We start from the raw sequence: 22708 nt of genomic DNA on the forward strand, positions 1-22708 counted from the left end.
GGTCCTCGGGCACGTCCGCGCCGATGTCAGCGATCGGAAAATGGGCAAAGCATCGGAAACCCTGCAAATAATTACTGCGTAGTCAATACTCCCGTTAGCAATAATCCGGCGAACTAAAAAGCACTCGGTCCATCTCGTGGGTTGCGGTTGGTCAGCTTGCCTCCGAATCGATGTTGGGGACTCTCCCTGACTCCTTGCAGGGAGAGATGCCGTGGCAGTCGCTGGTACCGACAACCGTCCTGACCGCTCGCAGTCGCAGGCAGCATTGGGCAGGCATGCCCGCTACGTAGGCCGGGTCGGGGCACTGGCGGTCGCGCTGGGGATCGGTCTCGCGCTCGGCTCGGCAGCCGTGGCGTCCGCCGACACCGGTGAGACTACGAGTTCCGACACCTCGACCGACGGCGCGAAGGCCGATCGGGCTGACTCGGCGGGCTCCGGCGGCCCGGCGGCCACGAAGGTCGGCCCGCCCCGGTTTGGCGCCGGAGCCAAAAAGCTGCGTTCTGGCAAATTCTCAGATTCCCTGGCCGGCCACAGCGCAGCTGCGGGCGACGAATCCAGCAAGCCGGAAGTCGGCACAGATGGTGCAGCCGCCTCGACCGGATCGACATCCAAGTCGCGAGCCACGACATCGAGAACCACCCGCAAGTACGCCGAGCCGGATCGTCCTCGCGGGCACCGTGCCGGTTCCCCCAGCCGATCCCAGCGGTCCGCTCCCGACACCGATGCGGCGAAGGACACCACGCAGACGGACTCGTCGGCATCCAGGCCGACACCCCAAGCACCGACCGCCGGCACCACCGGGAAGAAACCCCCGGCCTCCAGCCCGATTTCCCTTGCGCCCAAAGAGCGCAACGTGGCCGTCGAGGCACCCGCGGTCAGCAACGACAACCAGTTCTCGGCAGCCGCCCTTGACATCACGACAACGGGGTCACCCGCGTCCAGCCCCACTCCCCAGCCCAAAGGGTCGGCGACGTTCCTGATCCCGCTGCAGCGGTCAACAACTTCATCCTGCTGTTCATCGGAAACGGCACCGCTACTCACCCCGATGCCGGACTGCTGATCGGCAACGGCTTCAGCTACACCGCGGAAACCTGCCCTGACGGAAAAGTGTGCAACGGCGGCCGAAGCGGCTTGATCGGTGCGGGCGGTGCCGGATTCAACGGCGGCACAGGCGGATCGACGCTCCTGTTCGGCAACGGCGGCGCAGGCGGGTCCGGGGTCGCCTGGGCGAACAGCGGTAACGGAGGCCACGGCGGCCACGGAGGTCTCTTCCTGGGGACCGGCGGCGACGGTGGTGCTGGAGCCGCCGGGGTCGCAGGTGTGAACGGTGGCGACGGCGGTGCGGGCGGAAGAGGCGGGAACAGCGGGGCTTTCGCGTTGTTCGCCCAAGCCGGCAACGGCGGGGCCGGCGGCGCGGGGGCGAACGGCGGCAACGGAGCGACGACGACTGAGTCGGGCGCGTCAGGTGCGGCAGGGATTGCCGGTGGACGCGGCGGAAACGGCGGAAACGGCGGCAGCGTAGGCCTGTTCGCGATCTTCGCCACCGCAGGCGCAGGCGGTGCAGGCGGGGCAGGTGGCAACGGCGGCAACGGCGGGGACGGCGTTCACGGAACGACCGCGACCACCGCAGGCGAGGCGGGCGGCGCCGGTGGTAACGGCGGCGACGGCGGGGCCGGAGGCCAGGGCGGTGACGGCGGGGCCGGTGGACGAGGACCCCTGATCGTCTTGCGCGCCGGCCGAGCCGGTGATGGCGGCGACGGCGGCGACGGCGGCGCGGCCGGCAGTCCAGGCAACGGGGGCGCGGGCGCGCACGGTGACGCCGGCCATCTTGACGGCGGGGCCGGCGGCAGTGACGGCAACAGCGGCGCGGCCGGCAGCGGCGGCACCGGCGGCAGCGGCACGGTTGGCGGCGCCAACGGTGTTGGTGGCGCCTCCGTTACCGCGGCGGGAGGCCATGGCGGACGCGGCGGCGACGGCCACAGCACCACCGATGCCGGGATCGACGGCGGACGCGGTGGAAACGGCGGTGACGGCGGCAATCTCGGCAACGGTGGAGACGCGGCAATGGCGGCACCGCCGAGCAATACGGCTACGGCAATGCGACCGCAGGTAAAGGCGGCAACGGCGGCGACGGGGGCCTGAGCTCGGGGGGCGGCGGCAACGGCGGCGGCGCCTACATCCACAACTCCGAGTCCACCGGCACCGCGACCGCAGGCACCGGCGGCAACGGTGGTGCCGTCGATTACAGCTGGAACAACGAACAGGGTGGCCACGGTGGTGCGGGCGGCAACGCGGAAAACGCAGGCACCGGATCGGCGCTGGGCGGCGGAGGCGGCAACGGTGGCACCATCATCCGCAACACAAGCGGGTCGCGTGGCGGCGACGGTGGGACCGGCGGCAAGGCCGCCTCTGGTGGCACCGCAACCGCCGGCGCGGGCGGCAACGGCGGCAACGGATTCATCGGCGGAAATGGTGGAAGCGGTGGCGACGCACTCGTTTTCGACATCACGTCCACCGACGACGCGACCGGTGGGGATGGCGGAAACGGCGGCTTCGGTACGTCCGGTGCCAACGGCGTCGGGGGCGGGGGCGGCAGCGCCACCAACTACGGATCCGGAGCGGCGACTGACGGTGCCGACGGTGCGAATGGTTCCCTTTAGCGCCTGAAGTCGGCGGATGCGCTCACATCGGCAGCACGGCGGTCCGTCCCCCGTCGACCGCGATCGCCGCACCCTGGATGTAGGACGCAGCCGGGGAGATGAGAAACCGGATGACCTCGGCGACTTCCTCGGGTTCGGCGCCACGGCGGGCGGGCACGGTCTCGACGAACGGCCCGTAGCCGTCGCGGAAAGCCTCGTTGGCCGGGGTGATCACAAAGCCGGGGTTCACGGTGTTGACCCGGACGCCGCGCGGACCGTACTCCGCGGTCCAGGATTTCGTGAGCATGTCCAGCGCGGCCTTGGAGGCCTGGAAGATCGCAACACCGGACGCCGCGAGATCGGCGCTGATGGAGCCGACGTTGACGATCGCCCCACCACCGCGCTGCGCCATCAACGGGGCGAGCGCCGCGGTGAGGATGAACGGCCCTTTGACGTGCACCTTGAAGGCGACGTCGAACATGTCGTCGGTGGTGTCTTCCGTGGCCGCGAAGGTGCCGCCGCCCGCGTTGTTCACCAGGACGTCGATCACGCCGCCCGCCACCTCGAGAGCGTCCGTGGCCAGCGTGCGCACCGCGGCCGTATCGCTGAGATCGGCCGTGAGCGCCAGCGCGGTACCGCCGTCGGTGGTGATGCGGTCGACGACTTCCCCGGCCCGCGCTTCATCGCGTCCGCTCACGATCACGGAGTAACCGTCCCGCGCCAACAGCAATGCGGTCTCCCGCCCGATCCCACTCGTCGAGCCGGTGACCAACGCCCATCCACGCGGTGCCGCGCTCTCCTCGGTGTGTGACATCACGTCGCCTCTCTGGAGTAGTTCTCCATGTACAACGACGCCACAAACTGTTGCCTTCGCCCACCCGATTCACCGGCAGCGACGAGCATCCGATCGATCAGACGCCCTGCCGCGCGTCGCGCCATGCTCCGTAGCCGCCCAGGATGTCGCTGACATCGGCGAAACCGTTGCGCCGCAACACACTTGCGGCCACCGAGGAGCGGTAGCCACCCGCGCAGTACACGACGGTCGGCTTGGCCGGGTCGAGCTCGCCGAGCCGGGCCGGCAGCTGACCCACCGGAATGGTGATCGCGTGGGGAATGGCCCCATCGGCGACCTCGCCCGGGTTTCGCACGTCGACGATCTGCAGGTCGGCGACCTCTGCGGTGCGTTGGTCGAAGGCCGTCGCGGTGAGCCGTGACGCCATCTGGACATCGTCGGGGTGCGCCAGCATCGCCTCGAACGGCCGGTCCAGGTGGCCGATCACGCGATCGAATCCGATGCGAGCCAGCCGGTTCTTGGCCTCCAACTCCTCGCCGGGCTCGGTGAACAGCACGATGTCGACGTCGGCGGGCACGACCGACCCGGCGAACTCCGCATACCGCCCCTGCAGACCGATGTTGATCGCCTGGCGCAGATGGCCGGTGGCGAATTCCTCCGGGCTGCGTCCGTCGACCAGTATCGCGCCGTCGCGCAGTGCTTGGTTGACCTGCTCGTAGCTCATCGCCGCGGGTATCTCGGTCTCGTCGAGCAGGTCGCGGTCCTTGCGGTTGAGGATGGCGTCGTAGACGAAGTAGCTCGGCGCCGCCGGCTGCCCGGCCGTCACCAGGGCCATGAAGGTGGCCAGATCAGGAGCCCGCAGGGCGTAGTTGGTCTGCTTCTGCTCCCCGATGGTCGACCACCGCTCGGTGGACAGGTTCTTGCCGCAGGCCGACCCGGCCCCGTGCGCGGGGTAGACGCGCGTGGCGTCGGGCAGCGTCATCAGCTTGTTGTGCAGTGAGTCGTACAGCTTTTCGGCCAGTTCCTCTCGGGTGAAGCCGATCGAGGCCAGTAGATCCGGCCTGCCGACGTCGCCGATGAACAGGGCATCACCGGTGAGCACGCCGTAGGGAACGTCGTCGTTGGAGTGCTCGTAGACGACGACGCTCATCGATTCCGGTGTATGCCCCGGGGTGTGGCGAAACTCCAACGTCACTTCACCCAGCGAGTAACGCTCGCCGTCGCCGACGCCCATCGACTCGAACTCGGTCTCGGCGACCGAGGAGTACACAATCTTGGCGCCGGTGGCCTTGGCCAGCTCCAGGTGGCCGGACAGGAAGTCGGCGTGGAAGTGGGTCTCTATGACGAGTTCGATCGTGTAACCGAACTCCTCGGCGTCGGCCAGGTACCCGGCGACGTCGCGTTGTGGATCGACAACCACTGCACGACCGGTGGTTTCGTCAGCGATCAGATACGACGCGTGGGACAGACAGTCCAGGTAGTACTGCGTGAACTTCACTTCCAGAATCCATTCATTCGATGCCTGCGAGGAACCAGTGGATACCCCTATGGGTATGACAAGTACCCTAGGGGGTATACATATTCCCGTCAAACAAATACCCCTGGGTGTATCCACATCCGCACCTCAAATCGAAGGAATTGCTCATGCTCTCCCCTGGCGTCGTCACCGCAACCCACCTCGATGCCCAGCTCAAATCGGCAACCTCGACCCGGATCCTCGATGTGCGCACCCCAGCTGAATTCGAGACCAACCACATCGCCGGGTCGTACAACGTGCCGCTGGACCTGCTGCGCGAGCACCGCGACGAGATCGTCGAACACCTCGACACAGACGTCGTCGTGGTGTGCCGCTCCGGGCAACGGGCCACCCAGGCCGGGGAAACACTGCGCAACGCCGGCCTGACCAACGTGCGCGTCCTCGAAGGTGGCATCACCGCGTGGGAAGCCGCGGGTTTCGCGGTCGATCGCGGCGCCCAACGCTGGGACCTGGAGCGCCAGGTGCGCCTGGTGGCCGGTTCGATCGTACTGACGGGAGTACTGGCGAGTGTCGCGGTTCCCGCGGCCAAGTGGGTGGCCGCCGCGGTGGGCAGCGGACTCGCCATCGCCGCGCTGACGAACACCTGCGCGATGGGTATGGCCTTGGCCAAGCTGCCGTACAACCGCGGCACCGCCTGCGATGCGGCGAGCATCCTCGCGCAACTCGCCGGCCTGAAGAACCGGAAAGCCGCCTGATCCAACATGATTGCGCTCACAATCGTTCTCGCGGTGTTCGTCGGCATCACCCTCGGGATGCTCGGAGGCGGCGGGTCGATTCTCACGGTGCCCTTGCTCGCCTACGTCGCGGGCATGGATGCCAAGCAGGCGGTCACCACCTCACTGCTGGTCGTCGGTGTCACCAGCGCCGTGAGCGCGGTGTCACACGCTCGCGCGGGCCGGGTGCAGTGGCGCGCCGGCCTGAGCTTCGGAGCGGCCGGGATGGCGGGTGCATACGCCGGCGGCGTTCTGGGCCGGTTCATTCCCGGGACCGCGCTGCTCATCGCGTTCGCGGTCGTGATGGTGGCCGCCGCCATCCCCATGTTGCGCGGCCGCAGGGCTCCGGAAGCCACGACGGCGCACGGCCTGCCGGTTGTCCGGGTCGTCTCGCTCGGTCTGGCCGTCGGTGGACTCACCGGCATGATCGGCGCCGGCGGCGGCTTCCTGGTGGTGCCCGCTTTGACTTTGTTGGGCGGACTGCCGATGCCGGCCGCGGTCGGCACGTCACTGATTGTCATCGCGCTCAACTCGTTCTCCGGCCTCGCGGGACATCTGACCGGCCTTCAGATCGACTGGGCACTGGCCGCCGCCGTGACAAGCGCGGCTGTGGCCGGCTGTTTGATCGGCACCCGGCTGACCACAAAGATCAACGCCGACGCGCTGCGAAAAGCGTTCGGCTGGTTCGTGTTGGCGATGTCGTCGGTGATCCTGGCACAGGAGATCCACCCATTCGTCGGCTTGGCCGCGGCGAGCCTCACCGTGATCGCCGCGTCCATGACAATGGTGTGCGCCCGGTTCAGCCGCTGCCCGCTGCGCCGCGTCACCCGGCTGTTCATGGCCAGACCGGCAGTGGCATGAACACCGGAGGAAATACCCCCACCGGTACCATGGTTTCAACAGTGTGCCGAAGGGAGCTACACCATGGTTGGTGACGAAGACGCAGTGGCGGCAGTGCTCAACCGGTTGCGCCGGGCCCAGGGGCAGCTCGCCGGCGTGATCAACATGATCGAGCAGGGACGCGACTGCAAGGACGTCGTGACGCAGCTGGCAGCGGTGTCGCGGGCGTTGGACCGGGCCGGGTTCAAGATTGTCGCGACCGGATTGCGGGAATGCCTGACCGGTGAGGCTGCCGAAGGGCAGGAGCCGATGAGCGAGGCCGAGCTGGAGAAGTTGTTTCTGGCGCTGGCCTGAGGGATCAGGAGGGCGACATGGGTTACGCATTGTCGACGACGTTGCACACGTCGTTCGAAGACGCCGTGGAGCGCACGCGCGCGGCGCTGGCCGATCAGGGGTTCGGTGTGCTCACCGAGATCGACATGAGGTTCACGCTGAAGGCCAAGCTGGGCGAGGAAATCGAGGACTACACGATCCTCGGTGCCTGCAACCCGCCACTGGCGCACCGTGCGGTCACCGCCGACCGTCAGATCGGCCTCCTGCTGCCGTGCAACGTCGCGGTGCGCCGAGACCCCGAGAATGCCGACACGATCATCGTCGACGCCATGGATCCGCAAGTGATGGTGCAGGTCTCGGACGCTCCCGATCTGCGCGAGGTGGCCGACGACGCCGCGGAGAAACTGCGCAAGGCCATCTCGTCGCTGCAGGCGTAGTTACTCCTCGAAACCACGCGTTGCTCCCCGACCACGAAGCTAGATCCCCGCAGCGGTTAGCAGCGCAGCCGCTGTGTTCTTCGTCGACTCGGGATAGTGGCCGTACATGAGCGCATAGTCGGCGGCGCCGGTGTGCAGAACGGTCAGCTGTTCGGCAAGCTCAGATGCGGCCGCCTCGGACACTCCTGCGAGCGCGGCTTGACGGAGGAAGAACTGTGTCAACCGCGCCTTGTGATTCGCAGCCATCTGCACTGCTTGATGGGTGGGATCGCGGAACTCCGTGGCGATGTTGACAAAGAAGCACCCAGAGAAGTCCGGTTCCGCGCAGTACTTCGCCTGCCGGTCGAAGACGTCGAGCATCCGCTCGCGCGGCGTCGCGCCGTCGCTTTCGTCGGGGAGGTTGCCGATCGCCATCTCCTCGCAGCTGTCCAGCACAGCAAGCAGCAAATCATCTTTGGAATCGAAGTACTTGTACAGCGTTCGCTTCGACATCCCGATCGAGCTGGTCAAGCGGTCAATTCCAACTGCGCCGAAGCCTTCTCGATGAAACAGCTCGACCGCCGCCTCGATCGCCCGCTGCCGTACATCTCCTGCTGCCATGCCCCTTGCCTTCCCCGCTCACGTCATGTCCCAGCCGGACTGACATCCGAATGGTAACACGAGGGAAAACGTTCTGTTTCCCTCGATCGGGCACCGCACGATGCGGCCCGCTACGGCAGCTGTGTAACCAAAGTGGTGGCGACGTCGACAGGGTTGGCCAGAGTGTCACGAATTGGCGAACGCTCCTGCACCGCGTCGGTGAGATCGTGCAGTTGCTCGACGCTGGCGGTGGGCGAGCTGACATGCACCCGTACCCGAATCTGTTTTGCGCCCGGTCGCACTGAATCATCGAGATCTAGAAAGCCACGCAGGTCAAAATCGACCTCCAACTCCAGCCTGAGGGACGACAGTTGAACTCCCCACACCGCGGGTGTTCGTCGCAAAAGTGACTGCGTAGCAGCCGGCCAACGCCTGCAGCACGTACTCCGCTGGGTTGGCAGCCAGGTCGGTTCCGAGCAACACGCAACACCGCCGGCTCATCGGATTCCAGGATGTAGCGCGTCTTGCGCCCGGCGACGACCGCCCCGTTCTGCCGCAGCTCGCCCGTCTGCGCGCGCTGATGGCAGCCCGACAGCCAGTTCGACCCCAGCGTGAAGCTCAGATGAGCCAGAGCCGGATTGTCCTTCACGGCATTTTGTGTCGTCAAGAGCGCCCTTCGGTCAATTCCGTTGATCATCGCGTGCATCACCGTCCCGCGGTCGGGTAATCGGTGTAACCCTTGGCGTATCCGGCGACGTCGGAGCCGTAGACGGTGTCGAAGTCCACATCAGCCAGTGGTAGGTCTTCGAAGAGACGCGTCGGCAGATCAGGGTTGGCGATGAACGGGCGGCCGAACGCGACCGCATCGACGAAGCCCTCCGCAATCATCTCTTCCGCCTTGGCGACTCCATAGTTTCCAGCTCCGATGATGATGCCGGAGAATGCTTTTCGAAGAGCGGATCGGAACTCGTTGTCGAGCGCGGGACCTTCGGCCCAGTCCGGTTCACACAGGTGCAGGTAGCCGACACCGCGCTCCTGCAGCGCAGCAGCCATGTACAGGCCCATGTCCATACCGTCGGCGTCATCGAGTCCGCCGAATTTGATCATGGGTGACAGTCGAATTCCGACATGGTCGGAGTCCCACTCGTCGATGAGTGCGTCGACCACTTCAAGCGGCAGCCGTGCCCGGTTACTCAGCGAGCTGCCGTACTCGTCGGTTCGCCGATTGGAGCTGACCGACATGAACTGTTGCAGGAGATATCCGTTCGCGGCGTGGATCTCGACCATGTCAAAGCCGGCCTCCCGCGCGTTGCGGGTTGCGCGCCGGTAATCCTCGACTATCCGCGCAATCTCATTGATCTCCAGCGCCCTCGGCGTCGGGCAACCCACGGAGTAACGTTCGCCGTTCGCACGCTTCAGAGTGACCGTGCCGTCGAAAGCTATCGCGCTAGCGGAGACACCCGGCTTGCCACCATGCAGAGACTCGTGTGTCAGGCGGCCAACGTGCCATAGCTGTATCGCTATGCGGCCGCCCGCAGCATGCACGGCATCGGTGATCTTGCGCCAGCCATCAATCTGACCGTCACTGTAGATACCGGGGGTATCCGCGTAGCCCTTGCCTTCTGGCGAGATCTGGGCCCCTTCGGTCACAATGAGTCCAGCCCCAGCGCGCTGCGAGTAGTACTCCACCATCAGGTCAGTGGGCACATCACCGGGCTGCCCTGCCCGCATCCTGGTCATTGGAGCCATGAAAACCCGGTTCGGCGCCAGAAAGGCAGGCAGCTCGAGCGACTTGGAGATAAGTTTGGTCACGTCTTCCCTCTCACGATAGTTCACCGTCGCCACATTTTCGGACACCGCAGCCACGCCTCGCCGAGACCACAAGGTACTGAGCGCAACGGGTGAGTCGACTGGAGTGACTCCGAAAAGCATTGCACGGCTTTGACACCCGTCACATGGCAACGGGTGGAGCTTGCCTCGTGCAAGCTCAGACGCCAGCGTAGCACACCGGGAAACAAATCTGTTTCCCCTTGGCGAAGCAGCGCGGGATACCGGTATACGAGTCGCAGAGGTCAGACCGCCGGCGACGCCGACACCACCACCGACGGACGCGGGAACCGCAGCGTCGCACACGCGTCGTCGAGTGTCCCGTCGACGGCCGCGGCAACCTCGGACAGCTCCCCCGCCCCGGCTCCGAACGTCAGGTGACGCCCCCCCGAGCGCGATGCGGGTGAGCATGACGCCGTGGTCACGACGGATGCGGCTCATCTCGGCCAGCATCACCGCGACGGCCGACGGGTAGCTCACGCTGTGATGCGCGGCATGGTCGACGTCGCCGTACATCCCGACCACGTCGACCGTCGCGCAGTCGAACACTGTCCTGGTGAGCCTGCGGCGCAGCGACCCCAACAGCACGGCTTGCCGACGACGGGTCACGGCCAGCACGTCGACATGGTCGGCGCGAGACACCACCACCCGCCCGACGCGTAGACCGACCGAGCAGAACACCAACTCGTCGGCCGACAGACCCTCGGCGTGCGCGGTCACGCGCGACGGATGCACACCAGCGGACCGTGCGATCGCCAGTTCGTGCCCGTCGCGCACCTCGACGGCGACACTGCGGTCACGCACCCAGCGCGCAACCGCCTTGTCGCGCAGCGCGTTCGCGGGCAGCGCCAACTCCACCACCCCGAGGCGCCGGCGCCCGGCCGAGTAGGTGCGTCGGGTGTCGGCAGGCGCGGCGGCCCGCGGAGCAAGCAGGGACATGAGCTTCGTCGAGTGGGTCACCCCTCGAACATCCATCAACCGAGCCATGACGACGAGTGTCCTGGCGGAGTCTTGGCCGCTGCTGTACAAACCTTGACGCCGCACTGACAGTCCGTCGGGAACCGCCTGTGCGCCGGCTTCGAACAAACGGTGTCAAATACGGCCGCCGCACCGTAAAGAAACCATCAAGGCCGCGTTCGCGGTCCTGAACTGGGCAGATCCTTGATCAGCCCGTCGAGATCCGGCGGGCGTAAAAGGAGACAACATGTCCGTGTTGGTCTACCTGGCGCTGACGGTGGCGATCTTCGCGCTGCTCGGCCTGGTGCAGAGGCTGGTCGAGCGCCAGTGATCGAAAACGTCGTCGGGCTGATCCTCGCGGTGCTCATCGCCGTGTTCATCGGCGCCGCACTGCTCTTCCCGGAGAGGTTCTAGTGTCCCCCACCACCGCGGGGATCGCGTTCCTCGCCTCGCTGGTCGCTGCCGTCGTGCTGGTCCATGTTCCGCTGGGCGACTACATGTACCGCGTCTACACCTCCGAAAAGGATTCGCGCGCCGAACGTTTGATCTACCGGGTGATCGGTGCCGACCCACGCGCCGAGCAGAGCTGGGGCTCCTATGCCCGCAGTGTGCTGGCGTTCTCGGCCGTGAGCATCGTGATCCTGTTCGGTCTCCAGCTGGTCCAGGGCCGTCTGCCGCTGCACCTGCACGACCCGGCCACCCCGATGACCCCCGCGCTGGCCTGGAACACCGCGGTCAGCTTCGTCACCAACACCAACTGGCAGGCCTACGCCGGCGAGTCGACGCAGGGACACCTGGTCCAGATGGCGGGTCTGGTGGTACAGAACTTCGTCTCGGCCGCGGTGGGCATGGCCGTGGCGATCGCGCTGGTCCGCGGGTTCGCGCGCCGCCACACCGGCGAACTCGGCAACTTCTGGGTGGACCTGGTGCGCGGCAATCTGCGCATCCTGCTGCCCCTCGCGATCGTCGGCGCCCTTCTGTTGGTCGCCGGCGGTGCGATCCAGAACTTCGCGCTGCACGAGCAGGTGGTGACGACGCTGAGCGGCGCGGCGCAGACCATCCCCGGCGGTCCGGTCGCCGGCCAGGAGGCCATCAAAGAACTGGGCACCAACGGCGGCGGCTTCTTCAACGTCAACTCGGCGCACCCGTTCGAGAACCCGACACCGTGGACCAATTGGCTGGAGAACTTCCTGATACTGCTCATCCCGTTCTCGCTGCCGCGCACGTTCGGCCGCATGGTCGGCAGCGCCCGGCAGGGCGTGGCGATCGCGGCGATCATGGGCGCGATCGCCCTGGCCAGCGTGAGCTTGACGATGCTGCTCCAGCTGCAGCACCACGGCACCGTCCCGACTGCGGTCGGCGCGGCCATGGAGGGGGTCGAGCAGCGCTTCGGGGTCGCGGATTCGGCGGTGTTCGCGGGTTCGACGACCCTGACGTCGACGGGTGCGGTGAACTCGTTCCACGACTCCTACACGAGCCTCGGCGGACTGATGACGATGTTCAACATGCAGCTCGGCGAGATCGCCCCGGGCGGTGTGGGTTCGGGCTTGTACGGCATGTTGATCCTGGCGATCATCACCGTGTTCGTCGCGGGACTGATGGTCGGGCGTACCCCGGAGTATCTCGGTAAAAAGATCACACCACGTGAGATCAAGCTCGCTGCAAGCTATTTCCTGGTAACCCCGCTGATCGTGCTGACCGGCAGCGCCATCGCCATGGCGATGCCCGGACAACGCGCCGGCATGCTCAACACCGGACCGCACGGCCTGTCGGAAGTGCTCTACGCCTTCACGTCGACCGCCAACAACAACGGCTCGGCCTTCGCCGGTATCAGCGTCAACACCGAGTGGTACAACACCGCGCTGGGCCTGGCGATGGTGTTCGGCCGCTTCCTGCCCATCATCCTGGTGCTGGCCTTGGCCGGATCCCTTGCCAGCCAGGGTGTCACGCCCAGCTCGGTCGGCACCCTGCCCACCCATCGGCCGCAGTTCGTCGGCATGACGGTGGGCGTCACCCTCATCCTCGTCGCCCTGACGTTCCTGCCCATATTGGCACTCGGGCCGCTCGCCGAAGGAATTCACTGATGCCAGTCCACACCGCCCACCAGGCGGTCTCCAACCACGCGAACCCCAAACCCACCAGCCAGGTTCAGGGCGGGTTGCTCGACCCAACAATGTTGTGGCGTTCGCTGCCCGACGCGCTGCGCAAGCTGAACCCGCGCACCCTGTGGCGCAACCCGGTGATGTTCATCGTCGAGGTGGGTGCCGTGTGGTCCACGATCCTCGCGGGTGTGAACCCCACTTGGTTCGGTTGGCTGATCGTGGCGTGGCTGTGGCTGACCGTGGTGTTCGCCAACGTCGCCGAGGCCGTCGCCGAGGGCCGCGGCAAGGCCCAGGCCGAGTCGATGCGCAAGACCAAGGCCGACACCATGGCACGCCGGCTCACCGAGTCGGGCGCCGAGGAAGCTGTCCCGGCACCGCAACTGCGGCAGGGTGACATCGTCGTCGTGGAAGCCGGCCAGACCATCCCGGGCGACGGTGACGTCGTCGAAGGCATTGCCTCGGTCGACGAATCGGCCATCACCGGCGAATCCGCCCCGGTCATCCGGGAATCGGGTGGCGACCGTTCGGCGGTCACGGGCGGCACCACGGTGCTCAGCGACCGCATCGTCGTGCGCATCACCCAGAAACCGGGCGAGAGCTTCATCGACCGCATGATCGCGCTGGTCGAGGGCGCCAACCGGCAGAAGACACCCAACGAGATCGCGCTGAACATCCTGCTCGCCGCGCTGACCATCATCTTCGTGTTCGCCGTCGCAACCCTGCAACCCTTGGCGATCTACGCCAAGGCCAACAACCCGGGTGTGCCGGACAGTCTGGCGCTCACCGGCAACGGGATCAGCGGCATTGTCATGGTGGCGCTGCTGGTGTGCCTGATCCCGACGACCATCGGCGCGCTGCTGTCGGCCATCGGCATCGCCGGTATGGACCGGTTGGTGCAACGCAACGTGCTCGCGATGTCGGGCCGCGCGGTCGAGGCCGCGGGTGACGTCAACACGCTGCTGCTGGACAAGACCGGCACCATCACGCTGGGCAACCGGCAGGCCGCGGCGTTCGTACCGCTGACCGGCGTGACACCCGAATCCCTCGCCGACGCCGCACAGCTGTCGAGCCTGGCCGACGAAACCCCCGAGGGCCGTTCGATCGTCGTGTTCGCCAAGCGCGAGTTCGGGTTACGCGCCCGCACCCCGGGCGAACTCGCCGAGGCGCACTGGATCGAATTCAGCGCCACCACGAGGATGTCCGGCGTCAACCTTGGCGAGCACCGCCTGCGTAAGGGCGCCGCCGCGGCGGTCGTCGACTGGGTCCGCGGCGAGGGCGGCACCGTACCGGTCGAGTTGTTCGACGTCGTCGACGCGATCTCACACGCCGGCGGCACACCCCTGGTGGTCGGGCACGTCATCACCGACGACACCGACCCCAAGCGGGCCGAGGTGCTCGGCGTCATCCACCTCAAAGACGTTGTCAAGCAAGGCATGAAGCAGCGTTTCGACGAAATGCGGCGCATGGGGATCCGCACCGTGATGATCACCGGCGACAACCCGTTGACGGCCAAGGCCATCGCCGACGAGGCCGGAGTCGACGACTTCCTCGCCGAGGCCACCCCGGAGGACAAACTCGCGCTGATCAAGCAGGAGCAGGCCGGTGGGCGTCTGGTCGCGATGACCGGCGACGGCACCAACGACGCACCCGCCCTGGCGCAGGCCGACGTGGGCGTCGCGATGAACACCGGCACGTCGGCGGCCAAGGAGGCCGGCAACATGGTCGATCTGGATTCCGACCCGACCAAGCTCATTGAGATCGTGGAGATCGGCAAGCAGTTGCTGATCACGCGTGGTGCACTGACGACGTTCTCGATCTCCAACGACATCGCGAAGTACTTCGCGATCATCCCGGCGTTGTTCGTCGGCCTGTTCCCCGGACTGGACCTGCTGAACATCATGCGGTTGCACAGCCCGCAATCGGCGATCCTGTCGGCGGTGATCTTCAACGCGATCGTGATCGTCGCTCTGATCCCGTTGGCCCTCAAGGGTGTCCGCTACACCCCGAGCAGCGCGGCGAAACTGCTCAGCCGCAACCTCTACATCTACGGCCTCGGCGGCATCATCGCGCCGTTCCTCGGCATCAAACTCATCGACCTGGTAGTCCAACTTCTCCCCGGGATGTCCTGACATGTCTTTCACCAACATCGTCCGCCAACACACCGCCGCGCTGCGGGCGCTGCTGGCGCTCACCGTGGTCCTCGGCCTCGGCTACCCGGTGTTCATCTGGCTGGTGGCCCAACTACCCGGGCTGCAGGACAAGGCCGACGGATCGATCATCGAGGTGGCCGGAAAATCGGTGGGCAGCAGCCTGATCGGGCAGTCGTTCACCGACGCCGACGGCAACCCGCTGCCGCAGTACTTCCAGCCCCGCCCGTCTGCCGCCGGTGACGGATACGACCCGATGGCCACCAGCGCCAGCAATCTGGGACCGGAAAGCGTCATCGACCAACCGGACAAACCCAGCCTGCTGACCCAGGTGTGCCAGCGCAGTCGAGCGGTCGGGGACGTCGACGGGATCAGCGGTGCGCGGCCGTTCTGCACGCCGGCCGGCGTGGGTGCGGTGCTGTCGGTGATCGGACCGCGTGATTCGCACGGCAACGTGATCACGCCCACGCGGGTGGTCAGCGTCAACGAACCGTGCGCGGACACCAAGGCCCCGTTCCTCTACACGTACGAAGGTGTACGGGTCGAGTGCGCCGAACCCGGCGAGAACTACGCGGTGGGCCAGATCGTGCCCGTCCGCGGGACCGCCGCACCGCAGGTGCCTGCCGACGCGGTCACCGCGAGCGGCAGCGGGCTCGACCCGGACATCTCCCCCGCCTACGCCGACCTGCAGGTGAACCGCATCGCCTCAGCACGCGGCGTGGACCCGCAACGGGTACGCGAGTTGGTGGCCCAGCACACCGAGGGCCGCACGCTGGGATTTCTCGGTGAACCACGGGTGAACGTGCTGGAACTCAACATCGCTCTCGACACCCTGGCCGCGCATGGATGATGGTCATGTGACTACGCGGGCGTCGAACGCCTCGAAGCGCGGCGAGCTGCGCATCTACCTGGGTGCCGCGCCCGGCGTGGGAAAGACGTACGCGATGCTCGGGGAGGCGCACCGCCGGCTCGACCGCGGGACCGACCTGGTGGCCGCTGTCGTCGAGACCCACGGACGCAAGAACACCGCAGAGCTCCTCGCCGGCATCGAGGTCATTCCGCCGCGGTACATCGAGTACCGCGGCGGCCGGTTCCCCGAGCTGGATGTGCCCGCGGTGCTGGACCGCAAACCGCAGGTGGTGCTGGTCGACGAACTCGCGCACACCAACACCCCCGGCAGCAAGAACGCGAAACGCTGGCAAGACGTCGACGAGTTGCTCAACGCCGGGATCACCGTGATCTCGACGGTGAACGTGCAGCACCTCGAAAGCCTCAACGACGTCGTCGCGGCGATCACCGGCATCGAACAGCAGGAGACGGTACCCGACGAGGTGGTGCGTTCGGCCGACCAGATCGAACTGGTCGACATCACTCCGGAGGCGTTGCGGCGCCGGCTGTCTCACGGCAACGTGTATGCACCCGAGCGGATCGACGCCGCGCTGTCGAACTACTTCCGGCGGGGAAACCTCACGGCGCTGCGGGAATTGGCACTGCTGTGGCTGGCCGATCAGGTCGACGCGGCGCTGGCCAAGTACCGGGCCGACAACAAGATCACCGCGTTGTGGGAAACCCGCGAACGTGTCGTCGTCGCGGTCACCGGCGGAACGGAGTCGGAAACGTTGGTGCGCCGCGCGTTCCGCATCGCGTCGAAGTCCAGCGCCGAACTCATGGTGGTCCATGTGGTTCATGGCGACGGACTCACGGGCATCTCGGCTGCCCAGATGGGCAAAGTGCGTGAACTCGCGGTGAGCCTCGGCGCCACGGTGCACACCGTCGTCGGTGATGACGTGCCCACTGCGCTGTTGGACTTCGCGCGTGACATCAACGCCACCCAGTTGGTGCTCGGCACATCCCGTCGGTCGCGGTGGGCGCGGATGTTCGACGAGGGCATCGGGGCGACCGTCGTGCAGCAGTCCCAAAAGATCGATGTCCACATGGTGACCCACGAAGCCGCCAAACGCGGATTCCGTTGGTCCTCGACCTCACCACGGCAGAGGCACGCGGCCTCGTGGGCCGCAGCGCTGATGGTGCCATCCCTGATCTGCGCGTTCTCGGTCGCGATTCTCGATCCGTTCCTTGACGTCGGCGGCAAGAGCGCACTGTTTTTCGTCGGAGTGCTGGTGGTCGCCCTACTCGGCGGTGTCGCTCCCGCGGCGTTGTCGGCCGTGTTGTCCGGACTGCTGCTCAACTACTTCCTGACCAGCCCACGACACACGTTCACCATGTCCGATCCGGACAGCGCGCTCACCATCGTCGTGCTGCTCGCGGTGGCAGTCGCCGTCGCGGCCCTCGTGGACGGTGCGGCCAAACGGGCCCGGGAGGCCCGCCACGCGTCGCGGGAGGCCGAACTGCTCGCACTGTTCGCCGGATCGGTGCTGCGCGGCGCCGATCTCACGGCACTGCTGGAGCGTGTCCGCGAAACCTACGCGCAACGTGCGGTGAGTCTGTTGCGTGAAACATCTGATGGCGCAACCATCGTCGACTGCGTCGGTCAGGATCCGTGTGACCGCGTCGCCGCCGCCGACACCGCAGTGGAGGCCGGAGACGAGTTTTGGCTGCTGCTCTCCGGCCGGGAGTTGCCCGCACGCGACAGGCGTGTGTTGGGCGCGGTCGCCAACCAGGCCGCAGGACTGGTCCGCCAACGCGAACTCACCGAAGAGGCCGCGAAGGCCAACGCGATCGCGAAAGCCGACGAGTTGAGCCGCTCACTGCTGTCGGCGGTGAGCCACGACCTGCGCACCCCACTGGCCGCCGCCAAGGCCGCCGCGTCGAGTCTGCGCAGCTGCGACATCGACTTCTCTGCCGAGGACACCGCCGAATTGCTCGCCACCATCGAGGAATCCGTCGATGCGCTCACGGCACTCGTCGGCAATCTGCTCGACTCCTCACGGTTGGCCGCCGGGGTGATCCACCCCGAGTTGAGGCCGGTGTATCTGGAGGAGACGGTGCAACGTGCACTGCTCGGAATCCGTCGCGGCCCCACCGGTTACGGCCGCTCCGCCGTGGACCGGGTAAAGGTCGAGGTGGGTGACTCGGTGGCACTGGCCGACGGCGGCCTGCTCGAGCGCGTGCTGGCCAACCTGATCGACAACGCCCTGCGGTACGCGCCCGACGGTTTGATCCGCGTGACGGCGGGACGCGTCGCGAACAAGGTGCTGATCGCCGTTGTCGACGAGGGCCCCGGAATTCCACGCGGCGCCGAGGACGCGTTGTTCGCACCCTTCCAACGGCTCGGCGACACGAATACCACCACTGGTGTGGGCCTGGGACTCTCGGTGGCCAAAGGGTTTGTCGAGGCCATGGGCGGCACCATCTCGGCGGGAGACACCCCGGGCGGCGGGTTGACCGTCGAGATCGAACTGGCGGTCCCGGCATGACCGCCCCGATCAAGACCCGCGTGTTGGTGATCGACGACGAACCGCAGATCTTGCGGGCCCTGCGCATCAACCTGTCGGTACGAGGCTACGAGGTGCGCACCGCGGCAAGCGGCGCCGAGGCGTTGCACAGCGCCGCCGACCACCGACCCGACGTCATCGTGCTCGATCTCGGGTTGCCCGACATGTCCGGGATCGAGGTGCTGCACGGTCTGCGGGGATGGTTGAGCGCCCCGGTGATCGTGCTCTCGGCGCGCACCGACTCCTCCGACAAGGTCGAGGCCCTCGATGCCGGGGCCGACGACTATGTCACCAAACCCTTTGGCATGGACGAGTTCCTGGCCCGCTTACGCGCGGCCGCGCGTCGCGCCGCGGTGCCCGAGACCGATCAACCGGTCATCGAGACCACATCGTTCACCGTTGATCTCGCCGCGAAGAAGGTGATCAAGAACGGCGCCGAGGTGCACCTGACGCCCACCGAGTGGGGCATGCTGGAAATGCTGGTGCGCAACCGCGGCAAGCTCGTCGGCCGCGAGGAACTGCTCCGCGAGGTGTGGGGCCCGGCCTACGCCACCGAGACCCACTATTTACGCGTCTACCTCGCGCAGCTTCGCCGTAAGCTCGAAGACGACCCCTCGCACCCGGTGCACCTGCTCACCGAGGCAGGCATGGGTTACCGCTTCGAGGCGTGACGTCCCTCGCCGAGCAGACATAAAACTGCCCATTTCGGCGCGAAAATGAGCAGTTTTACGTCTGCTCGGCAGAGGAAATCTCCAGCACCGACGTCTCGTTGATCGCGTCCACGGACAGCACGCGGTAGCCGTAGAAGTCGAACAGGGCCGTGAGCCGGTCTTCGTCGCCGTCGAGGATCACGCCGGGTCCCCATTCACGGTGCTCGACGGGTGTGCCCGGTGCGATCGCGGGCGTGCCCGAACTCGTCGGCCTCGAATCGTCGCGGCAGCGATCGCAATTGCCGCAGGGCCGCGGCAGGTGATCGCCGAAGTACGCCAGCAGGAACTGCCGCCGGCAGTCCGGGGTCTCGGCATAGGACCGCATCATCTCCACGCGGGTGCGGTCGACGCGTTCGGAGATCTCGGACATCTCGACGGCCTTGCGCACCGCCTCGTCGGGGCCCAGACCCGTCGTCGAGAAGCCCGCCCGCCCGGAGGTGACGGCGCCGGCGCGCTCCAACAGGTTCACCGCCGAGGTCACGCTCCGCCCACCTGAACCCAGGGCCGCACGAAGATCTTTCAGTCGCTTGGGCCCACCGCCGTCCAGCGCCGAGTACACCCGGGCCAAAAGCTCCGCGTCGGCGTTGTGCGTGGCGAAGAAGGTGCCAAGCGAGAGATCCTCCGCACGGTAGTGGAGCACGGCCGAAGCGGGTTCGTCGTCGCGGCCGGCGCGGCCGATCTGCTGGTAGTAGGTGTCTACGGACTCCGGGATCGAGGCATGCACGACGAAGCGGACATTCGGCTTGTCGATGCCCATGCCGAACGCCGAGGTCGCGGCCACCACGTCAACCTCGTCGTCGTGGAAACGGCGTTGCACCTCCGCGCGCTCGCGCGCTCGCAACCCCGCGTGATACCCGGCCGCCGACACGCCACGGCGGCGGAGTTCCTCGGCGTAGAACTCGACGTCCTTGCGGGTGGCGTAGTACAGCAGTCCCGGCGGTGCCATCTCGGCGACCGCGTCGAGGACGGCTTGACGCTTCTGCGCGTCGTCGGTGTGTGAGAACACTTCGAGCGCAATGTTGGGCCGGTCGAATCCGCTCGCGATGACGACGGGCTTCCGCAGTCCGAGGATGTCGATGACCTCGCGCCGCACCACACCCGACGCCGTTGCGGTGAGCGCCGCCACGGGTGGCCTGCCGAGGCGGTCGATCGCATCGCGCACCCGTAGATAGGTGGGCCGGAAGTCATGCCCCCACGCCGACACGCAGTGCGCCTCGTCGACCACCACGAATGCCGGTTGTACCTCGGCGAGCCTGTCCATCACCTCGTCCCTGGCCAACTGCTCGGGTCCGAGGAAGATGTACCGCGCCTGCCCGCCCCGCACGGCGTCCCACGCCCGGTTGAGCTTCGCGGCGCTCTGCCGGGAGTTGATGGCCACGGCCTGCGGTGCGTCGGTGCGCTCCAGTTGCGCGATCTGGTCGAACTGCAACGCGATCAACGGCGAGATCACCAGCACTGGGCCGGACAGCAGCACCGCGGGCACCTGATAGATCGCCGACTTGCCGGAACCGGTGGGCATCACCGCCAACACGTCGCTGCCGTCGAGGATCGCCGACATCGCCTCGAGTTGCTCCGCGCGTAACGACCGCCACCCGAAGACCTCCGCGGCGACGTCCTCCAGGGACCTCACCTGGTGACCAACGACAACACGGCCTTGCTGAGTTTCCTTCGGGGCCAGCCCAGCACACCGTTGTTGGCCAACGCGGCCTTGGCCGCGTTGCGGCCGCACACCCCGTGCACACCACCACCGGGATGTGCGCCTGCGCTGCCCAGGAACACGTTGGCGACGGGCGTCTCGGCGGTCCCGAAGCCGGGTACGGGCCGGAAGATCAACTGTTGATACAGCTGTGAGGTACCGCCGTTGACGGCACCGGTGTGCAGGTTCGCATCGGCGCCCTCAAGGTCGGACGGCCGCTGGACCACGCGGCCGATCACGCGGTCGCCGAAACCGGGGGCATGCTCTTCGAGGACATGGTCGACGATCTCGGACAGTCTGTCGGCCGACGCATCATCGGCCATGCCTCGCGGTAGATGTGTGTAGGCCCAGGCACTTTCGGTTCCGGCCGGTGAGCGGGTGGGATCAGCCGTGGTCATCTGCCCGAACAGCATGAACGGTTGTTGCGGCAGCGTCCTGGTGTTGAGGTCGGCCATCCACCGCACGAGCCCGTCGTGGTCCGCGCCGACGTGCACGGTCCCGGCGTCGTTGAGGTTTTTCGAACGCCACGGCACGGGCGCGTCGAGCGCATAGTTGATCTTCAGCACGGGTGTGTCCCACACGAATCGGTCGAAACTGCGTCGCACCGCCGCGGGCACGGCGTGTTCGGGTAGCAGGTCGCGGTACAGCCGCGGCGCCGACGTATCGGCGATGACGGCGCGGCGCACACGCACCGTCGTCCCGTCGGAAACCCGCACACCGACAGCGCGTCCGCCACGCACGTCGATGCCGTCGACCCGCCGGTCACATTCGATGCGCGCACCGGCCGAGCGGGCCCGGTTCACCAGCGCTGCGGTCAACTGGCCGGCACCCCCGACCGGCACGGGCCAGCCACCGTCCTGCGCCATCATGATCAGCAGGTAGCCCATGACCGCGCTGCCCACGCCGTCGATCGGTACGTCGGCGTGCATCGCGTTGCCCAGCAACAACAATCGGGCAGCCTCGCCGTCGAACAGATGCTCGGCCATGATGCCCGCGGGCATCACGAGCTGTTGCGCCAGCCGCAGGGCCTCGGCGGTACCGAGCTTGCGCAGCAATTGCATCAGGCCGGATACCGGCGGGAACGGGGTGAACAGCGACGAGATCAGCCCGTCCTTGATCTTCAGCCACTGTTCGAACAGATCGCACCAGCGCCGGCCGTCTCCGGCGTGATGACGGTCCAACTCGGCCGCGGTGCGGTCGATGTCGCGGTAGATCATCGGCGCGTCGTCGTCGGCCGCGGACCGGGGATGGCCCACCACAGCGGGTGCATGTGTCCACCGCAGGCCGTGGTCTTCGAGGTTCAACGCCCGCAGCGCGGGCGAGGCGACCGACAACGGGTAGAACGCGCTGAACAGATCACTCGTGTAACCGGGCACCAGTTCGGCGCTCTTGACCGCGCCGCCGGGTTCGGGTTGGGCCTCCAGAACCAGCACGTCCCAGCCGGCGTCGGCCAGCATCGCGGCCGCGACCAGGCCGTTGTGGCCGGCGCCGATCACCACCGCATCTGCGCTGTCGCGGCTCATTCCGGCTCGGGCCGGCGCTCGGCGAGCGCCACGAGTCGCGCCGTGCACTCCCGGTTCCTCGGGAACGCAGCAAGCAACGCGAGGCGGCGCGGCACCCAGTCGAGCGGCCCGCCGATCGGCACCTCGGCCATCTCGACACGGCACCCGCCGTCGGGAAGATCGTGCAGCCGCATGACGATTCGCGCCTTGCCGAACGGACGCCCCTTGGCATGCAGGATCAGTTCCTCACCGGGGGTGCATGATTCGACGACCGTCTCGTCGTTGACCACGACCGGCCACACCCCGATGGTGTGGTGGATGGTGGAGCCCGGTGCGGGCCAGTTGGGGTCGACGGCACGCATGCGTGTATTGCCCACCACCCACTGCGAATACGTCCAGCCGTCGGCGATGACGTCCCAGACTTGTTGACGCGTGGCTGTCGTGTCCCGTTTGACGGTCAGCGAGCTGTCCACCGCGGCCGGAGATGATTCCTCCATAACC

Annotated in this window: 19 protein-coding genes; 9 read left to right on the forward strand and 10 right to left on the reverse strand. The window is 67.0% G+C overall.

All coding sequences use genetic code 11. The features are described 5' to 3' along the window. Positions 1 to 282: 282 nt before the first annotated feature. From AT701_RS35975 to AT701_RS26290, 4 genes are all read right to left on the reverse strand, one after another. On the reverse strand, positions 283 to 1389 hold the full coding sequence (locus tag AT701_RS35975) for a hypothetical protein (RefSeq protein ID WP_157892582.1): 1107 nt from the start codon (positions 1387 to 1389) through the stop codon (positions 283 to 285). A 72-nt stretch (positions 1390 to 1461) separates the two neighbouring features. Then, on the reverse strand, positions 1462 to 1980 hold the full coding sequence (locus tag AT701_RS34390) for a hypothetical protein (RefSeq protein ID WP_157892583.1): 519 nt from the start codon (positions 1978 to 1980) through the stop codon (positions 1462 to 1464). Positions 1981 to 2682: 702 nt separating this feature from the next. Beyond that, positions 2683 to 3453 carry an SDR family NAD(P)-dependent oxidoreductase gene (locus AT701_RS26280; protein ID WP_011730498.1) on the reverse strand — a complete coding sequence of 257 codons (771 nt, stop codon included), beginning with the start codon at positions 3451 to 3453 and terminating at the stop codon, positions 2683 to 2685. Positions 3454 to 3550: 97 nt separating this feature from the next. Further along, the gene (locus AT701_RS26290) at positions 3551 to 4930 is read right to left on the reverse strand and encodes an MBL fold metallo-hydrolase (RefSeq protein WP_058126889.1); all 1380 of its coding nucleotides are present in this window, start codon (positions 4928 to 4930) and stop codon (positions 3551 to 3553) included. Between the two features lie 146 nt (positions 4931 to 5076). Between AT701_RS26290 and AT701_RS26295 the strand changes: the two genes are divergently transcribed. The 4 genes from AT701_RS26295 (at position 5077) to AT701_RS26310 (ending at position 7292) form a co-directional block, all read left to right on the forward strand. After that, a complete protein-coding gene (locus tag AT701_RS26295; protein ID WP_058126890.1) occupies positions 5077 to 5664 on the forward strand; it encodes a rhodanese-like domain-containing protein in 588 nt (195 codons plus the stop codon). Between the two features lie 6 nt (positions 5665 to 5670). Continuing rightward, positions 5671 to 6543 carry a sulfite exporter TauE/SafE family protein gene (locus tag AT701_RS26300; protein WP_058126891.1) on the forward strand — a complete coding sequence of 291 codons (873 nt, stop codon included), beginning with the start codon at positions 5671 to 5673 and terminating at the stop codon, positions 6541 to 6543. Positions 6544 to 6606: 63 nt separating this feature from the next. Beyond that, complete coding sequence (locus tag AT701_RS26305; RefSeq protein WP_014878317.1) at positions 6607 to 6876, forward strand: metal-sensitive transcriptional regulator; 270 nt, start codon at positions 6607 to 6609, stop codon at positions 6874 to 6876. A gap of 17 nt (positions 6877 to 6893) precedes the next feature. Beyond that, positions 6894 to 7292 carry a DUF302 domain-containing protein gene (locus AT701_RS26310; protein ID WP_058126892.1) on the forward strand — a complete coding sequence of 133 codons (399 nt, stop codon included), beginning with the start codon at positions 6894 to 6896 and terminating at the stop codon, positions 7290 to 7292. A gap of 39 nt (positions 7293 to 7331) precedes the next feature. Here AT701_RS26310 and AT701_RS26315 read toward each other — a convergent pair whose 3' ends face one another. The 3 genes from AT701_RS26315 to AT701_RS35830 form a co-directional block, all read right to left on the reverse strand. Then, positions 7332 to 7892: a TetR/AcrR family transcriptional regulator gene (locus AT701_RS26315; RefSeq protein WP_058126893.1), complete on the reverse strand. Its 561-nt coding sequence runs from the start codon at positions 7890 to 7892 to the stop codon at positions 7332 to 7334. Positions 7893 to 8002: 110 nt separating this feature from the next. Continuing rightward, a complete protein-coding gene (locus AT701_RS35825) occupies positions 8003 to 8221 on the reverse strand; it encodes an OsmC family protein (RefSeq protein WP_233031993.1) in 219 nt (72 codons plus the stop codon). Positions 8222 to 8576: 355 nt separating this feature from the next. Beyond that, positions 8577 to 10685: an alkene reductase gene (locus AT701_RS35830; protein WP_223495783.1), complete on the reverse strand. Its 2109-nt coding sequence runs from the start codon at positions 10683 to 10685 to the stop codon at positions 8577 to 8579. Between the two features lie 383 nt (positions 10686 to 11068). On the opposite strand from AT701_RS35830, the gene kdpA reads away from it, so the two are divergent. The 5 genes from kdpA to AT701_RS26360 are packed head-to-tail and all read left to right on the forward strand — an operon-like array spanning position 11069 to position 18970. Further along, positions 11069 to 12739: a potassium-transporting ATPase subunit KdpA gene (kdpA, locus tag AT701_RS26340; protein ID WP_058126895.1), complete on the forward strand. Its 1671-nt coding sequence runs from the start codon at positions 11069 to 11071 to the stop codon at positions 12737 to 12739. Further along, positions 12739 to 14886 carry a potassium-transporting ATPase subunit KdpB gene (kdpB, locus tag AT701_RS26345; RefSeq protein ID WP_058126896.1) on the forward strand — a complete coding sequence of 716 codons (2148 nt, stop codon included), beginning with the start codon at positions 12739 to 12741 and terminating at the stop codon, positions 14884 to 14886. The genes kdpA and kdpB overlap by 1 nt, the downstream gene beginning before the upstream one ends. Position 14887: 1 nt before the next feature. Then, positions 14888 to 15754, forward strand: coding sequence for a potassium-transporting ATPase subunit C (locus AT701_RS26350; RefSeq protein ID WP_058126897.1), 867 nt, complete (start codon positions 14888 to 14890; stop codon positions 15752 to 15754). Continuing rightward, positions 15747 to 18281 (forward strand): DUF4118 domain-containing protein, encoded by a 2535-nt coding sequence (locus AT701_RS26355; protein ID WP_036453710.1) that lies wholly within the window; start codon positions 15747 to 15749, stop codon positions 18279 to 18281. The genes AT701_RS26350 and AT701_RS26355 overlap by 8 nt, the downstream gene beginning before the upstream one ends. Then, positions 18278 to 18970, forward strand: coding sequence for a response regulator (locus tag AT701_RS26360; RefSeq protein ID WP_011730508.1), 693 nt, complete (start codon positions 18278 to 18280; stop codon positions 18968 to 18970). The genes AT701_RS26355 and AT701_RS26360 overlap by 4 nt, the downstream gene beginning before the upstream one ends. A gap of 55 nt (positions 18971 to 19025) precedes the next feature. Here the strand turns inward: AT701_RS26360 and AT701_RS26365 are convergent, their stop codons facing one another. From AT701_RS26365 to AT701_RS26375, 3 genes are read right to left on the reverse strand one after another with little or no spacing between them, the layout of a single operon-like run. Beyond that, positions 19026 to 20639: a RecQ family ATP-dependent DNA helicase gene (locus AT701_RS26365; protein WP_058126898.1), complete on the reverse strand. Its 1614-nt coding sequence runs from the start codon at positions 20637 to 20639 to the stop codon at positions 19026 to 19028. Further along, positions 20636 to 22228: a phytoene desaturase family protein gene (locus AT701_RS26370; RefSeq protein WP_058126899.1), complete on the reverse strand. Its 1593-nt coding sequence runs from the start codon at positions 22226 to 22228 to the stop codon at positions 20636 to 20638. The genes AT701_RS26365 and AT701_RS26370 overlap by 4 nt, the downstream gene beginning before the upstream one ends. Further along, on the reverse strand, positions 22225 to 22704 hold the full coding sequence (locus AT701_RS26375; RefSeq protein ID WP_058126900.1) for an SRPBCC family protein: 480 nt from the start codon (positions 22702 to 22704) through the stop codon (positions 22225 to 22227). Before AT701_RS26375 ends, AT701_RS26370 begins: the two co-directional genes overlap by 4 nt. Between the last annotated feature and the right edge of the window lie 4 nt (positions 22705 to 22708).

Origin of the sequence: Mycolicibacterium smegmatis (genome assembly GCF_001457595.1) — a bacterium.
GTDB lineage: Bacteria > Actinomycetota > Actinomycetes > Mycobacteriales > Mycobacteriaceae > Mycobacterium > Mycobacterium smegmatis.

What these genes read in the sequence shown, in the direction of transcription:
- AT701_RS26280 (WP_011730498.1), bottom strand. Translation starts at nt 3,453, where the DNA reads ATGTCACACACCGAGGAGAGCGCGGCACCGCGTGGATGGGCGTTGGTC.
- AT701_RS26295 (WP_058126890.1), top strand. Translation starts at nt 5,077, where the DNA reads ATGCTCTCCCCTGGCGTCGTCACCGCAACCCACCTCGATGCCCAGCTC.
- AT701_RS26300 (WP_058126891.1), top strand. Translation starts at nt 5,671, where the DNA reads ATGATTGCGCTCACAATCGTTCTCGCGGTGTTCGTCGGCATCACCCTC.
- AT701_RS26305 (WP_014878317.1), top strand. Translation starts at nt 6,607, where the DNA reads ATGGTTGGTGACGAAGACGCAGTGGCGGCAGTGCTCAACCGGTTGCGC.
- AT701_RS26310 (WP_058126892.1), top strand. Translation starts at nt 6,894, where the DNA reads ATGGGTTACGCATTGTCGACGACGTTGCACACGTCGTTCGAAGACGCC.
- AT701_RS26315 (WP_058126893.1), bottom strand. Translation starts at nt 7,892, where the DNA reads ATGGCAGCAGGAGATGTACGGCAGCGGGCGATCGAGGCGGCGGTCGAG.
- AT701_RS35830 (WP_223495783.1), bottom strand. Translation starts at nt 10,685, where the DNA reads ATGGCTCGGTTGATGGATGTTCGAGGGGTGACCCACTCGACGAAGCTC.
- kdpB (WP_058126896.1), top strand. Translation starts at nt 12,739, where the DNA reads ATGCCAGTCCACACCGCCCACCAGGCGGTCTCCAACCACGCGAACCCC.
- AT701_RS26350 (WP_058126897.1), top strand. Translation starts at nt 14,888, where the DNA reads ATGTCTTTCACCAACATCGTCCGCCAACACACCGCCGCGCTGCGGGCG.
- AT701_RS26355 (WP_036453710.1), top strand. Translation starts at nt 15,747, where the DNA reads ATGGATGATGGTCATGTGACTACGCGGGCGTCGAACGCCTCGAAGCGC.
- AT701_RS26360 (WP_011730508.1), top strand. Translation starts at nt 18,278, where the DNA reads ATGACCGCCCCGATCAAGACCCGCGTGTTGGTGATCGACGACGAACCG.
- AT701_RS26370 (WP_058126899.1), bottom strand. Translation starts at nt 22,228, where the DNA reads ATGAGCCGCGACAGCGCAGATGCGGTGGTGATCGGCGCCGGCCACAAC.
- AT701_RS26375 (WP_058126900.1), bottom strand. Translation starts at nt 22,704, where the DNA reads ATGGAGGAATCATCTCCGGCCGCGGTGGACAGCTCGCTGACCGTCAAA.